This window comes from Pseudomonas sp. S1_G07, from assembly GCF_054668565.1.
The window spans coordinates 537,237-551,904 of sequence record NZ_CP162778.1 but is presented as its reverse complement, the minus strand read 5'-3'; the positions used below and the strand labels follow the sequence as shown (position 1 = coordinate 551,904).

The 14,668-nt window shown below is 60.1% G+C and carries 14 protein-coding genes; 8 read left to right on the top strand and 6 right to left on the bottom strand.

The annotated features are described in order from the left end of the window. Positions 1-13: 13 nt before the first annotated feature. The 4 genes from AB4O05_RS02605 (at position 14) to fba (ending at position 3,166) form a co-directional block, all read left to right on the top strand. Complete coding sequence (locus AB4O05_RS02605; RefSeq protein ID WP_460133349.1) at positions 14-1,177, top strand: phosphoglycerate kinase; 1,164 nt, start codon at positions 14-16, stop codon at positions 1,175-1,177. A gap of 29 nt (positions 1,178-1,206) precedes the next feature. Continuing rightward, complete coding sequence (locus tag AB4O05_RS02600; RefSeq protein ID WP_460133350.1) at positions 1,207-1,434, top strand: hypothetical protein; 228 nt, start codon at positions 1,207-1,209, stop codon at positions 1,432-1,434. 61 nt (positions 1,435-1,495) lie between these two features. Further along, complete coding sequence (locus AB4O05_RS02595; RefSeq protein ID WP_460133352.1) at positions 1,496-1,828, top strand: MliC family protein; 333 nt, start codon at positions 1,496-1,498, stop codon at positions 1,826-1,828. Positions 1,829-2,101: 273 nt separating this feature from the next. Beyond that, positions 2,102-3,166 carry a class II fructose-bisphosphate aldolase gene (fba, locus tag AB4O05_RS02590; protein WP_003177554.1) on the top strand — a complete coding sequence of 355 codons (1,065 nt, stop codon included), beginning with the start codon at positions 2,102-2,104 and terminating at the stop codon, positions 3,164-3,166. A gap of 314 nt (positions 3,167-3,480) precedes the next feature. On the opposite strand, the gene AB4O05_RS02585 is transcribed toward fba, so the two are convergent. Both AB4O05_RS02585 and AB4O05_RS02580 read right to left on the bottom strand, forming a co-directional pair. Then, positions 3,481-3,762: a hypothetical protein gene (locus tag AB4O05_RS02585; RefSeq protein ID WP_460133354.1), complete on the bottom strand. Its 282-nt coding sequence runs from the start codon at positions 3,760-3,762 to the stop codon at positions 3,481-3,483. A 392-nt stretch (positions 3,763-4,154) separates the two neighbouring features. Next, positions 4,155-4,820, bottom strand: coding sequence for a polysaccharide lyase family 7 protein (locus tag AB4O05_RS02580; RefSeq protein WP_460133355.1), 666 nt, complete (start codon positions 4,818-4,820; stop codon positions 4,155-4,157). Between the two features lie 309 nt (positions 4,821-5,129). Between AB4O05_RS02580 and AB4O05_RS02575 the strand changes: the two genes are divergently transcribed. From AB4O05_RS02575 to AB4O05_RS02565, 3 genes are read left to right on the top strand one after another with little or no spacing between them, the layout of a single operon-like run. After that, complete coding sequence (locus AB4O05_RS02575) at positions 5,130-7,235, top strand: putative bifunctional diguanylate cyclase/phosphodiesterase (RefSeq protein ID WP_460133357.1); 2,106 nt, start codon at positions 5,130-5,132, stop codon at positions 7,233-7,235. Positions 7,236-7,279: 44 nt separating this feature from the next. Beyond that, positions 7,280-7,780: a M48 metallopeptidase family protein gene (locus tag AB4O05_RS02570; protein WP_460133360.1), complete on the top strand. Its 501-nt coding sequence runs from the start codon at positions 7,280-7,282 to the stop codon at positions 7,778-7,780. A gap of 19 nt (positions 7,781-7,799) precedes the next feature. Continuing rightward, entirely contained in the window at positions 7,800-8,096 is a 297-nt protein-coding gene (locus tag AB4O05_RS02565) for a winged helix-turn-helix domain-containing protein (protein WP_460133363.1), read from the top strand. A 21-nt stretch (positions 8,097-8,117) separates the two neighbouring features. Here AB4O05_RS02565 and AB4O05_RS02560 read toward each other — a convergent pair whose 3' ends face one another. After that, positions 8,118-8,570: a GNAT family N-acetyltransferase gene (locus AB4O05_RS02560; RefSeq protein WP_460133365.1), complete on the bottom strand. Its 453-nt coding sequence runs from the start codon at positions 8,568-8,570 to the stop codon at positions 8,118-8,120. A 202-nt stretch (positions 8,571-8,772) separates the two neighbouring features. Here AB4O05_RS02560 and AB4O05_RS02555 point away from each other — a divergent pair, with 202 nt between their 5' ends. Then, positions 8,773-9,510, top strand: coding sequence for a substrate-binding periplasmic protein (locus tag AB4O05_RS02555; protein ID WP_460133367.1), 738 nt, complete (start codon positions 8,773-8,775; stop codon positions 9,508-9,510). 173 nt (positions 9,511-9,683) lie between these two features. Here AB4O05_RS02555 and yccS read toward each other — a convergent pair whose 3' ends face one another. The 3 genes from yccS to dbpA form a co-directional block, all read right to left on the bottom strand. After that, positions 9,684-11,867 (bottom strand): YccS family putative transporter, encoded by a 2,184-nt coding sequence (gene yccS / locus AB4O05_RS02550; protein ID WP_460133370.1) that lies wholly within the window; start codon positions 11,865-11,867, stop codon positions 9,684-9,686. 128 nt (positions 11,868-11,995) lie between these two features. Further along, positions 11,996-13,174, bottom strand: coding sequence for a BaiN/RdsA family NAD(P)/FAD-dependent oxidoreductase (locus AB4O05_RS02545; protein WP_460133371.1), 1,179 nt, complete (start codon positions 13,172-13,174; stop codon positions 11,996-11,998). A gap of 59 nt (positions 13,175-13,233) precedes the next feature. Next, entirely contained in the window at positions 13,234-14,571 is a 1,338-nt protein-coding gene (gene dbpA, locus AB4O05_RS02540) for an ATP-dependent RNA helicase DbpA (protein WP_460137703.1), read from the bottom strand. Positions 14,572-14,668: the final 97 nt, after the last annotated feature.

Genomic DNA, 14,668 nt, shown 5'->3' with positions numbered 1-14,668 from the left:
GGAACTGCGACCCATGACCGTGTTGAAGATGACCGACCTCGATCTGCAAGGTAAGCGCGTACTGATCCGCGAAGACCTCAACGTCCCAGTCAAGGACGGTGTTGTCACCAGCGATGCGCGAATCCTGGCCTCGCTGCCGACCATCAAGCTGGCCCTGGAAAAAGGCGCGGCCGTGATGGTCTGCTCCCACCTGGGTCGTCCGACCGAAGGTGAGTTCTCGGCAGAGAACAGCCTCAAGCCTGTGGCCGACTATCTGAGCAAGGCCCTGGGGCGCGACGTGCCATTGGTGGCCGACTACCTGGGCGGCGTGGACGTGAAGGCCGGCGACATCGTGCTGTTCGAAAACGTACGCTTCAACAAAGGCGAGAAAAAGAACAGCGACGAACTGGCCCAGCAATACGCGGCCCTGTGCGACGTGTTCGTGATGGACGCTTTCGGTACGGCTCACCGCGCCGAAGGCTCGACCCACGGCGTGGCCAAGTTTGCCAAAGTTGCGGCTGCAGGCCCATTGCTGGCTGCTGAACTGGATGCGCTGGGCAAGGCCCTGCGTGCTCCGGCGCAACCCATGGCCGCCATCGTTGCTGGCTCCAAGGTGTCCACCAAGCTGGACGTGCTCAACAGCCTGAGCCAGATCTGCAACCAGTTGATCGTCGGCGGCGGTATCGCCAACACCTTCCTGGCGGCAGCCGGTCACCCGGTGGGCAAGTCTCTGTACGAGCCGGACCTGCTCGACACCGCACGCGCCATCGCCGCCAAGGTCAGCGTGCCGTTGCCGGTGGACGTGGTGGTCGCCAAGGAGTTCGCCGAAAGTGCTGAAGCCACCGTCAAGCTCATCGCTGACGTGGCCGACGACGACATGATCCTGGATATCGGCCCACAAACCGCGGCCAACTTCGCTGAGCTGCTCAAGGCGTCCAAGACCATCCTGTGGAACGGCCCGGTGGGTGTGTTCGAGTTCGACCAGTTCGGCAATGGCACCAAAGTGCTGGCCAAGGCTATCGCGCAAAGCTCGGCATTCTCCATCGCCGGCGGCGGTGACACCCTGGCGGCCATCGATAAATATGGTGTTGCCGACCAGATCTCCTACATTTCTACCGGTGGCGGCGCATTCCTTGAATTCGTTGAAGGCAAAGTCCTGCCTGCCGTTGAAGTGCTGGAAACCCGAGCCAAAGGTTAAGGCGCGTGATCAGGAAAAGGAGCTTTCCCATGATCAAGTCGTTGGCACTGGTGATCGCAACGGGGCTGTTTGCCGGCTGCGGTAGCACGCCAAGCGCGGTGCCGGAGGCGGGCAAGCCTGCGCCAGTGCAAGAAAAGAGCTGCTACCAGGCTGACTGGCAAGCCGAGACCATGCCGGTGATCAACAAGCGCATCGGCAACGAACGGTTGGAGAAATACGACTCCGCGCCCAACGGTCAGGAACAGGGTTGCCCTTGACGGGTCTGATCAACTAACCGACAGCAGTGACGGCCCCTGGGCCGTCGTTCGAGGATTGGCAATGAAAGGCGTTTTCGCCCTGGCAGCCCTGGCCCTACTGGCCGGTTGCAGCAGCATGAACATGTTCAACAAGGCAGAGCCTGCCGACAAGTGGACCACCTGGACCTGCGACAGCAAGGCCGAGGTCAACTGGCGCTTCGCCAACCCGGCTCGCACTGAGGTGGATGTACGCCTCGGTGGTTCCGACCAGGTTTACCGCCTCAAGCAGGACGTGGCGGCTTCGGGCGTGCTGTACAGCAACGACCAATTGGCGTTTCACACAAAAGGTGAGGAAGGCCTGGTTTACTGGGTGGCCACGGATGATTTGATCGGGCGTGGCTGTAAAACCCAATAAGATCTCGAATGTGATGAGATCCAAATGTGGGAGCGGGCTTGCTCGCGAATGCGGTGGGTCTGTAGTGCATGTGTTAGCTGATACACCGCTTTCGCAAGCAAACCAGCTCCCACAGTAGTTTCGGTTCCAAAGTGACATAAGTCGTGAACCGAAAACGGCAATAACGATTCAGCAGGCCAGGCATGCAAAGCCTGACCTGCAATAACTTGAATAGCAGCCGCCGCTACGGCAGGCTTGCACGATTAACGACCCTCGACCGGGAGAGACAACACAATGGCACTTATCAGCATGCGTCAAATGCTGGACCACGCAGCCGAGTTCGGCTACGGCGTCCCAGCCTTTAACGTCAACAACCTTGAGCAGATGCGCGCCATCATGGAAGCCGCTGACAAGACCGACTCCCCTGTGATCGTCCAGGCTTCGGCCGGTGCGCGCAAATACGCCGGTGCCCCGTTCCTGCGTCATCTGATCCTCGCTGCGATCGAAGAATTCCCGCACATCCCGGTGTGCATGCACCAGGATCACGGTACCAGCCCCGATGTGTGCCAGCGCTCCATCCAACTGGGCTTCAGCTCGGTGATGATGGACGGCTCGCTCGGCGAAGACGGCAAGACCCCGACCGACTACGAGTACAACGTACGCGTGACCCAACAAACCGTGGCCATGGCTCATGCCTGCGGCGTCTCGGTTGAAGGCGAGCTGGGCTGCCTGGGTTCCCTGGAAACCGGCATGGCCGGCGAAGAAGACGGCATCGGCGCCGAAGGCGTGCTGGATCACAGCCAGATGCTGACCGACCCGGAAGAAGCCGCGGACTTCGTCAAGAAGACCCAGGTCGACGCCTTGGCCATCGCCATCGGCACCAGCCACGGCGCCTACAAGTTCACCAAGCCGCCTACCGGCGACGTGCTGGCCATCGACCGCATCAAGGAAATCCACAAGCGCATCCCTAACACCCACCTGGTGATGCACGGCTCTTCCTCGGTCCCGCAGGAGTGGTTGGCGATCATCAACCAGTACGGCGGCGACATCAAAGAAACCTACGGCGTCCCGGTTGAAGAAATCGTCGAAGGCATCAAGTACGGCGTGCGCAAGGTCAACATCGACACCGACCTGCGCCTGGCCTCCACCGGTGCCATGCGTCGCCTGATGGCCACCAACCCGAGCGAATTCGACCCGCGTAAATTCTTCGGTGCCACCGTGACCGCGATGCGTGACGTGTGTATCGCACGTTATGAAGCGTTTGGTACTGCCGGTAATGCTTCGAAGATCAAACCGATCTCGTTGGAAGCGATGTACCAGCGGTATTTGAAAGGTGAGTTGAACGCTAAGGTGAATTGAGTCCCAGGCGTTTGAAAAGAAGCCCGCAGTGATGCGGGCTAATGAGATGGTCACCCCAACACCCTGTAAGGGCTACGCTCTCACAGGGTGTTTTGTTTTCGGAGGCCATTATCATGAGTGAGTCCGCGCTGATCGATCTCGGCAAACACACTTTCCATCCGGTGTGTGGCTTGGAAGCTTTAATAAAATAAATGGGACTTGAATGGCGCGTTATATAATTGGATAAACAGATATGCGTCACCATACAGCCCGCCGTGAAACGGGTTGTATGGTGTTAAAGGTTTTGACTACGTGAAAGTGATGTATGTAATGTTCTAAGGTTTTATAGGGTTTTTAAAGGCCCTTGACCAGTCTCTATTGTCGCCTACAGACCCGTCTTCCTCGAGGTAGCGTAAAACGATATCGTATTCATTAGTAGATCCGGGCTCAATGAGAATACTAAAGTTTCCTTGAGCATCAATTTGACCTTGGCCCAGCATCTGGCCTGTGCCGCTGACACAAACAATAAATTTTCTGTCAGGGTCTCCTTTGCCCTTCAGGGTAAAGGAGACACCGGGCGTAGTTATCACTGGGTTTTGGATAGTGATGGCTGTCATTTTTTTCTCCTTGAAATGAACAGTTAAGAAACTGAGTGTTTCATGGCTGATGTTAGTTGTTCTTCGGCTTTTTCATACCTGTGAGATATGACAGTTTTTTATATTTTTTTGTCATTGCTTTTGGTGTGTATGGCTATAGGTGGGATGGCGCGTTTTTAAATTAAGGCCGCGCTTTATCTGGATGTCTCGGTCCGGCAGGATGGGTTCGTTGTCAACTAATGGCGTGAATTAAGCACTAGCTGTTTGCGTGCAGCAGGCATACGGGGTTCGCACTACTAAGATACGAGGAGCCCGGCAAATACCATGCTTGGCTCCCTAAACCCTAAAGGGTCTGGCTGATCAACAGAATGATCTGCGACCCCCTTGGATGATGCCTGCTTGAAGTCGCGCAATCACTCGTGATCAATATCCAACTTGGAAAACGTTACCTTGGCGCCTTCCTTGGTATCGCCACTGTTGTCCTGCACATAGGTACCTGCCTTGAAATACAGCGGCTTGTCGCCCCACGCGGCGCCAATGCGTTCGTTCCATTCGCTGTCGGCGGCGTACACGCTGAGCAGCCCGGCTTTGTTGAGGTTGATCACGTAGGTGAAGCTTTTCTCCAACGGCACATTGGAGGCGACGATGATCACGCGACTGGTGTCTTCATCCGGGCGCATGCGCACCTTGGCGACGATGTTGCCGGTCTGGGTCTTTTCCTTGAATTGATACTCGAGTTTGATCAGCGGTTTCTGGCTGTCATAGGCATGGATCTGGCCTATGACGATCTTGCCGGTGGACGGTACCTGGTTGACCGTCAGGGTGGCGCGCAGAAAATTGTCGGCTTCGGGGTAGGTCCAGTTGCGCAGGCGGCCGTCGGCGTAGGTTTCACGCAGTTCGCTGCGCGGGTAGATGGCGTTTTCGGTACGGGTGCCGGTGACGGGGGTCCAGAATTGCACGTTGCTGCCTTCGGCCTGGAAATACTGATCGTTGAAGCCGCTCATCAGTTTCGGGGTATCAATGGTCGCGGGGGGCGAGCCGACCGGAATGCTGAGGTTCCAGGTAGAGAGGTCGATCATGGCATAGGCCTTATACAGGGGGGTGATGGCTTTGGCCCGCAGGCCTCACAGGTTCTTTATAGGCGGTGGGCGGGCAGTTGTTAAACAGTTGCTGGCAATTTATTGGCGCCAAGGGAGTGTCAAAAAGCCATATATCGCGTGGGTAGTGGGCTGTAGCGCTTGACCGTTAGTCGGCTGACTGAACTTTGGCGCAATGATGGCATCCACGTGACTTCTGATTTTGAACATCCAGGGCTAGAGTGAGACCTCGATGTTTGTCCGGGTTTTCTCTCAGAAGTGGCCGGAGTAGACCTAAGGAAGAGATCCAGCATGGAATGCGCTCCACATCATGGCGATGGCAGTTCGGTTCTGCTGGTGGTCGATGACTACCCTGAAAACCTGATCAGCATGTGTGCACTCTTGCAACGTGATGACTGGCAGGTGGTAACCGCTGCGTCTGGCGTGGAAGCGCTGGAGTTGCTGCTGCAGCATGAGGTCGACCTGGTACTGCTGGATGTGATGATGCCCGGCATGGACGGCTTCGAAGTCGCCCGCCTGATGCGCGGCAGCCAGCGCACGCGCATGACCCCGATCATTTTTTTGAGCGCCAATGCCCAGTCGCCCGCCGCTGTCTTGGAAGGCTATGCCAGCGGCGCTATCGATTACCTGTTCAAACCCTTCGACCCGCATATCCTCAAGCCCAAGGTTCAGGCCTTGCTGGAGCACCAGCGCAACCGCCGGGCGTTGCAGCGGCTGAGCCATGACCTGGAATCCGCCCGCGCCTTCAATGCCTCGGTGCTGGATAACGCCGCCGAGGGCATTCTGGTGGTGAGCGAAGAGGGCGTGATCCAATACGCCAACCCGGCGATCTCGCGGCTGCTGAACGCCACCCTGGATGAGTTGCAGGGGCAGCCCTTCCTGAGCTTTTTACAAAAGCCCCACGTGCCCGGCTGGCTGGGTTCGCAGATGCATGCCGGTTACCTCAATGGCGAAACCTGGCGCCTGCATGACGCGATCCTGCGCACCGGCCGTGGTCAGCAAGTGCCGGTAGCGTTGTCTTGCGCGCCGTTGCCGGCCGAGCAGAAGGCCATGGTGGTGACGGTGCTGGACATGTCCGAAGTGCGTCACCTGCACCAGCAGTTGGAGTTCCAGGCCGTGACCGACCCGCTGACCGGGTTGCTGAACCGACGCGGTTTCTACCAGGCGGTGGAAAACATGCTCTTGCGCAGCGAGCGCGTCGAGCAGTCGCTGGTGTTGCTGTACCTGGACCTCGACGGCTTCAAGCGGGTTAATGATTCCCTGGGGCACGATGCCGGCGACCGCGTGCTGCGCTGGGTCTCGGAGCAGTTGCAGGGGTGCCTGCGCTCCTACGACATCATTGGGCGCATGGGCGGGGATGAGTTCACCGCGCTGTTGGAACTGGAGTTCCCGGAGCAGGCGGCGAAAATTTCGGAAAAACTGATCGAACGGGTGTCTGTGTGTCAGCAAGTCGACGGTTTGGACGTGATGCTCGGCGTCAGTATTGGCATTGCCACCTTTCCGGATTGTGGCGCGGATTTGAATGGTTTGCTGCGTGCGGCCGACATTGCGATGTACGAAGCCAAACGGGCTGGGCGTCAGCAGTACCGTTATTTCGACCAGGAAATGAACGGGAGGGCACGCTCGCGGTTGATGCTGGAAGACAGCGTGCGCACGGCGATTCAAAACAAGGATTTCACCCTGGTGTACCAGCCCCAGGTTTCGCTGGCGGACGGGCGCCTGCGTGGGGTAGAGGCGTTGTTGCGCTGGCAGCACCCCAGCGTCGGCGATGTGCCACCGGGGCTGTTTCTGCCATTGCTGGAGGAGGCGCGGCTGATCAGCCAACTGAGCGCCTGGATCTACCATCAGGTCGCCGCCCAGCGCCAGGCGTGGCAAACCACTTTCGATGATGAGCTGGTGCTGAGCGTGAGCCTGAGCAGCAGCCAATTCAATATGCCCAACCTGGCCCACCAGTTACAGCAGGTACTGGAGCGACATGGGTTGCAGGGGCACCAATTGGAGGTGGAAATCGGCGAGAAATGCCTGATGACCAACCTCGAAGAGGCTACCAAGCAGCTCCAGTTGCTGCGCGGCATTGGGGTGCGTATCGCTCTGGATGACTTTGGCGCGGGGCAGTGTTCCCTGGCGCATTTGCGTGACCTGGCGTTCGATACCCTCAAGCTCGACCCGCAACTGGTCGCGCGGCTGCCGGGCTCGGCACGGGACGCAGCGATGGCGCGCAGCATCATCGAGCTGTGCAAGCATTTTGAGGTGCTGGTGGTGGCCGAGGGTGTGGAAACACAGGAGCAAGCCCACTGGCTCAAGGCCCAGGGTTGCTCGTTTATCCAGGGCCCGTTGGCGGCGCAACCGTTGATGGCCGAGGAAGTGGTCGACTGGTCGCGCGCGCGCGTGCGTTGAACTTCGCTACACTGACGCCCACCCGAACCCCGTTGCAGACTTCAATGACCGCACTGAAATACCTCCAGGCCTATCCCGCAGCCCTCCAGGAGCAAGTCCGCCAGCTGATCGCCAAGGACCAGTTGGGCAGCTACCTGGAGCACCGTTACCCCGAACGCCACACCGTGCAGAGCGACAAGGCGTTGTATGCCTACGCCCTGGCCTTGAAGCAGGAGCACCTGCGCAATGCGCCGGCCATCGACAAGGTGTTGTTTGATAATCGCCTGGACCTGACCCACCGCGCCCTGGGCTTGCACACCACGATTTCACGGGTGCAGGGTGGCAACCTCAAATCCAAGAAAGAGATCCGTATCGCCGCGCTGTTCAAGGAGGCGGCGCCGCAATTTCTGCGCATGATCGTGGTACACGAACTGGCGCACTTCAAGGAATCGGACCACAACAAGGCATTCTATAAACTTTGCGACTACATGATGCCGGGCTACCACCAGGTGGAATTCGACCTGCGGGTGTACCTCACGTATCGCGACCTGCAGGGCAAACCCTGACCGCACAAGGCAATCGACCATGGATGTGAGCAAGACCAAAAGCAGTTTCTACCGCCGCCTGTACGTGGCCTACCTGATCGACAGCGGGCTGGTCAGCAGTGTCCCTGCGCTGACCGACGCCACCGGCATGCCCCGTCGCACGGCGCAGGATACGATTGCGGCGCTGGCGGATCTGGATATCGTGTGTGAGTTCGAGCAGCAGGACGGCGCCCGTAACCATGCCGGGCACTATCGGATCCGTGAGTGGGGCGCGATTGATCGGCGCTGGATCGAGGCCAATCTCGCGTCGATTAAGCAGGTGTTGGGGTACCCCTGAAGCTTGCCGGCGATGAGGCCCTCAAGCCCGCCGCATACCTATGTGAGGAATATCATCCTCAAGGTATGCCTCACCCGTCACCACAAACCCATGTTTCCCGTAATAGCCCTGCAAATGCGCCTGGGCTGAGAGGAAGATCGGCGTCTCAGGCCAGATCGCTTCGATCTGCTTGAGGGTTTGCGTCATCATCTCGTGGCCCAGGCCGGTACCGCGTGCCGAGGGGGCGATGACCACTCGGCCGATCACCACGTCGCCACCCTGGGTTTCCGGGTCCAGCAGGCGCAGATAGGCCACCAGTTCATCGTCTTTCCAAGCCATCAGGTGGTGGGTGTCGCCCGCCAGGTCCTGCCCGTCGATGTCCTGATAGACGCACTTCTGCTCCACGACGAAGACTTCGCTGCGCAAGCGCAGGATGGCGTACAGCTGCTCCTTGCCCAGATCGGTGTGATGTTTGCAGACCCAATCGACTGTCATGGTGTGTGTTCTCAGGTAAATGCCTACCCTGGATAGTAAGCGCGGTGGGCAACTCTGTCTAAATCAACTATTTTTGTGAATGAAATCAATTTGCCATCATTGAGTGCATTCGCCGTCCGTTTCTTTGTGTAATCTGAGCTACTGTTACCCCCTCAGGCCTTGCCTGAGCTAAGGCCACCGCCTGCCGCCAAGGATTTTGAGCATGCCGCGATTTTCTCGTGCCGTTGCTTTGATTGGAGTGTTGCTGCTGGCGACGCCTGCGCTCGCACAGCGTCTGCGCCTGGTGGCGGATGTCTGGCCACCCTTTACCGATGCCACCCTGATCAATGGCGGGCTGGCCACTGACATTGTTACCACGGCCCTGGCGCGCGCGGGCTATGCCAGTGATTTCGAACAGGTGCCTTGGGCCCGTGCGCTGATGGGGGTGGGCGATGGGCGTTATGACGTACTGATCAACGCCTGGTATGACGATGCCCGCACACAGCTGGGGCAGTTTTCCGGCGAGTACCTGCTCAACCGCGTGCGTTTTATCAAGCGCCGCGACGATCCCATCGAGTACCAGAACCTCGAACAATTGCACAACTACCCCATCGCGGTCGTGCGTGGCTATGCCTATTCGGCGGCGTTCGATAGGGATGTGCAGTTGCAGAAAGTCCCGGTGCATAGCTTCGCCATGGCCGTGCGCATGCTTGCGGCACAGCGGGTGCGGCTGACGGTGGAGGATGAATACGTGGCTCGTTATTACCTGGCCCGTGAGTCGGCCCGGGTGCGCAATGCGGTGGAGTTTTTACCCAAGCCGTTGAGTGAAAACAGCCTGCATATCCTGGTGAGCCTGAAGCACCCCGAGCACGCGCGGATTGTGGCGGGCTTTGACCGCGAGATCGCTGAAATGAAGGCCGATGGCAGTTACGCGCGATTGATGAAGGCTCATGGCATGTAGCGTCTGTGGGGCCGCTTCGCGAGCAAGCCCGCTCCTACATTTGGAGCTGTGGGAGCGGGGCCAGTCAGCTAAGAGATATAACGAGCAAACAGTAACCTGTGGCAAGCCCGCTCGCCACAGTGACAGTGTTCCTCCTTAACTGACTGGCATCAGGGCTTGCCCGCGATAGCGATTTAAGCCGCGCTGGTGTCCTTGATCAGATGCGCCGCCAGCGTTCTCAACGGCCCCAATTGCCGACAAATCAACGCCAACTGCGTCTGCACCAGGCGTTGCCCTTCATCGATCTCGTCCGGCATCTGCTCCAGGTCCGCGGCCAGGGCTTCCTCGGCATCGCTCTGGATCGCAATCGGCTGTTTGTTCGCCAGCCCGGTGGCGATTTCATCGATGCTCGCTGCCAGCGTCTGGCCTGCGCCATCGATCAACTGTTCGCGTACTTCGGCCGGCAATTGGGTGTCGCGGTGCGCGCCCAAGCCGGACAGATAGCTGAGCAGGGTGTGCGACAACACCAGGAAGCGGAAACCCACATCGGCCTCCTTACGGAAGTGCCCCGGTTCCATGAGCATATTGGCCAAGGTGGTCGACAGCGCCGCATCGGCGTTGTGCGCGTTGCGCCGGGCCAGGCGGTAGGCGAGGTCGTCGCGCTTGCCGGCGGCGTATTGCTGCATGATCTGGCGCAGATAGATGCTGTTGCAGGTCAGGGTGTTGGCCAGCACCTTGTTCAGGCGACGGCCTTGCCAGTCGGGCAGGAACAGGAACACCGCCAGGCCCGCGATCAGGCTGCCGAGCAAGGTATCGAGCAAGCGCGGCAGGAACAGCCCGTAACCATCGCCCACCTGGTTGAAGCAGAACAGCACCATCAGGGTGATCGCCGCCGTGGCCAGGGTGTAGCGGGTGGTGCGGTTGATAAAGAACACCAGGCCGGCGGCGATGGCGAACATCGACTGCACCAGCGGGCTGGGGAACAGGTCGAACAGCGCCCAGGCCACGGTGAGGCCGATGGCGGTGCCGATGATGCGCTGGCCGAGCTTGCGCCGCGTGGCGCCGTAGTTGGGCTGGCAGACGAACAGGGTGGTGAGGATGATCCAGTAGCCCTGAGAGGCGTGGATGGCATGCAAGGTGCCGTAGCCGATGGTCAACGCCAGGGACAGGCGCAAGGCATGGCGGAACAGCAGCGACGTCGGCGTGAGCTGGGTGCGCAGGCGCGTCCACATTTCCTTGAGGTTGCGCGGGGCGCGGTCCAGCAGGTTGCTGTCGGTGGCGTCTGCCAGGGCGTCGGGGTTGCTGGCATCGCCCAGCAGGCGGTCGAGGGTCGACAGGTTGGCCGCCAAGGCGCGCAGCGAACGCAGCAGGCCACGCCAGGCCGGGTTGCTCTGGATGCGCAGGTGTTCCAGGGAGGCGTTCAGATCACTGAGGGCCTCGGCGAAGCTGTCGTCATAGATGAACGGCTGGCGCAGTTGGATGGACTCGGCCAGGGCCTGGCAAGCCTTGCCTTGCTGGCGCAACAGGCGCTGACAGCGGAACAGCACATCGCTGTGGAAGAACGCCTCGGCCAGCGCGTTGTAAGGGTAGTGGGATGAACTGGCGCGTTCGTGGATGTCCTGGGCCAGGAAGTACAGCTTGAGGTAGCGGCTGACCTTCGAGCCCGGTCGGCCATTGCCCACGCGGTGCAGGATGATTTCCTTCGCCGCGTTCAACGCCGCCACCACCCGGCCGTTTTGCTGGGCCAGTTCCAGGCGGCGTGCCTCCACATCCAATTGGCGGATCGGCTCGAACAGCGACGACTTGAGCTTGAGGTAGCGCCCCAGTTCGCGGAACAACCGCGCCAGGCTCTGCTGCACCGGCTGGTTGGAAAACAGCACCTGCCACAGCACCGACAACGCACCGTACCAGGCGGCGCCGGCCACCAGCAGCAATGGCTCATGCCAGAAATCAGTGACGGCACCGCCGCGCTGGTCCACACCGATCATGGTGTAGACCGACAAAATCAATGTCGCCGAGGCAATCGCGCCATAGCGTTCGCCCAAGGCGCCCAGCATGGTCAGGCAAAAACTGGCCAGGGCCAGGGCGATGGCAAAGATCCAGGGGTAGGGGAACAGCAGCTCCACCGACAGCGCGGCGATGCTGAAACATACCAGCGTCACCGCCAGGGCATTGAGGCGGCCCTGCCAACTGTCATCGGTCTCGGACAGGGCGCTGGCGATAATCCCCAGGAACAGCGGGATCAGCAATGTCATTTCATCCTGGTACCAGCACAGCGCCATGCTGCCGGTGAGGGCGATGAATACCCGAACGCTGTAGCTGAATTTATCCAGCGCCCACAGGCGCCGCATGGACTGCTTGAACGAGGTCGATGACATGAAGTCTGGAGTCTTCCGGGACGATGCCGCTAAATTGAGCTATCAAGGACGCCACGGCAAGGGTGACGATCACATTGGTGAGCAAAATTAATTCCAGCTCCACAGGGGATTGCATTGCAAGGCCGAAGTCAGACGTATTGCGCGGCCGCATAACCCGACGCCCAGGCCCACTGGAAATTGAACCCGCCCAGATGGCCGGTCACGTCCAGCACTTCACCGATAAAGTACAGCCCAGGGCTTTTCAGCGACTCCATGGTCTTGGACGACACTTCCCGCGTATCCACCCCGCCCAGCGTCACTTCGGCGGTGCGATAGCCTTCGGTACCCGCCGGCACCAGTTGCCAGCTCGCCAGTTTTTGCGCGATATCGGCCACTTCGGCGTGGGTGTATTGCTTCATTGGCTTGGACACAAACCAGGTTTCGGCCAGCAGGTTGGCCATCTTCTTGGTGAAAATCTCCCCCAGCAGGGTTTTCAGTTCGCTGTTGGGGCGCTCGGCCTGTTGCTGTTGCAACCAGGTGTGGGCGTCGTGGTCGGGCAGCAGGTTGATCTCCACCGTATCGCCGGGCTCCCAGTACGAGGAAATCTGCAAAATCGCCGGCCCGCTCAGGCCGCGATGGGTAAACAGCAGGTTCTCGCGAAAGCTCTGGCCGTTGCAGCTGACCAGGCAATCCACCGAGGTGCCCGACAGTTCGCCACACAGGTCCTTGAGCTGATCGGTGATGGTGAACGGCACCAGCCCGGCGCGGGTCGGCAGCAGTTCGTGGCCGAATTGCCTGGCCACCTGGTAACCGAAACCGGTGGCGCCCAGGGTCGGGATCGATAAGCCGCCGGTGGCGATGACCAGGGATTCGCAGCGCAGCTCACCCAAGGTGGTCTGCAACTGATAGCCGTTTTCGAGCTTGGCGATTTCCTCGATCGAGGTGTCCAGGTGCAGGCTCACGCCGGTCTGGATGCACTCGTCGAGCAGCATGCCGAGGATGTCGCTGGACTTGTTGTCGCAGAACAGCTGGCCGAGCTTCTTCTCGTGGTACGGCACGCCGTGCTTGGCCACCAGTGCGATGAAATCCCACTGGGTATAGCGGGCCAGGGCGGACTTGCAGAAGTGCGCGTTGTGCGAGAGGAAGTTGGCCGGCTCGGTGTACATATTGGTGAAATTGCAGCGGCCACCGCCGGACATCAGGATCTTTTTGCCGGCCTTGTTCGCATGGTCGATCAGCATCACCTTGCGCCCACGCCCGGCGGCGGTCAGCGCGCACATCAAGCCTGCGGCGCCGGCGCCAATGATCACAACTTCGGTCGAGCGCACAGCAATGTCCTCATCTATGAATCAGTACGATCCCTGTAGGAGCGAGGGTGGTGGGTTTTTTACAGGATCCGCACGCGCAACGAACGGCCCTTGATCTTGCCGTCGTTCAAACGCTGCAGCGCCTGCTTGGCGACGCTGCGTTCCACGGCGACGAAGGCCTGGAAGTCGAAGATTGCGATCTTGCCCACCTGGGCCCCCGGAATGCCGGCTTCACCGGTCAGCGCGCCGAGGATGTCGCCCGGGCGCACTTTGTCTTTACGGCCGGCGGCGATGCACAGGGTGCTCATCTGCGGCAGCAGCGGCCCGCCGCTTTGCGGCTTGAGGTTGTCCAGTTGGTCCCAGTTCAGTGGCGATTTCTGCAACTGCTCGATGGCCTGGGCACGATGCGCTTCGGACGGTGCCACCAGGCTGATAGCGATCCCGGTCTCACCGGCGCGACCGGTACGGCCGACGCGGTGGATGTGGATTTCCGAGTCGCGAGCCAGTTCGACGTTGATCACCATGTCCAGCGCGTCAATGTCCAGGCCACGGGCGGCGACGTCGGTGGCTACCAGCACTGAGGTGCTGCGGTTGGCGAACATCGCCAGGACCTGGTCACGGTCACGCTGTTCCAGGTCGCCATGCAGGCCGACGGCGGAAATACCCTTGGCCGTCAGGTGATCCACGGTTTCCTGCACTTGCTGCTTGGTAAAGCAGAACGCCACGCACGAGGCCGGGCGGAAGTGCGCGAGCACCTTGGTCACGGCGTCCATGCGCTCCTCCGGGGAGATCTCGTAGAAACGCTGCTCGATCTGGTCGTCGGAGTGGAACGCTTCGGCCTTGACCTGCTGCGGCGCGCGCATGAACTTCGAGGCCAGCTGCTTGATGCTCACCGGGTAGGTGGCCGAGAACAGCAGGGTCTGGCGGCGTGGAGGGGTCTTGCTGATGATGTCTTCGATGGCGTCGTAGAAGCCCATGTCGAGCATGCGGTCGGCTTCGTCGAGGATCAGCGTGTTCAGGCCGTCGAGCACCAGCGAACCTTTGCGCAGGTGTTGCTGGATACGGCCCGGGGTGCCGACGATCACGTGGGCACCGTGCTCCAGGGAGGCGATCTGCGGGCCGAGGGACACGCCGCCGCACAGGGTCAGTACCTTGATGTTGTCTTCGGCGCGGGCCAGGCGGCGGATTTCCTTGGCGACCTGGTCGGCCAGCTCACGGGTAGGGCACATCACCAGCGCCTGGCAGCCGAAATAACGCGGGTTGATCGGGTTCAACAGGCCGATGCCGAAGGCGGCGGTCTTGCCGCTGCCGGTCTTGGCCTGGGCAATCAGGTCCAGCCCCTTGAGGATCACCGGCAAGCTTTGCGCCTGGATCTGCGTCATCTCGACATAACCCAGCGAGTCGAGGTTAGCCAGCATGGCGGCGGACAGGGGCAAAGTATTAAAAGCGGTGGCGATGGTAGTCACGGGACTGGCTCTGCAAAACAAAATGTCGCGCAGTGTAGCAGGCCCCCTT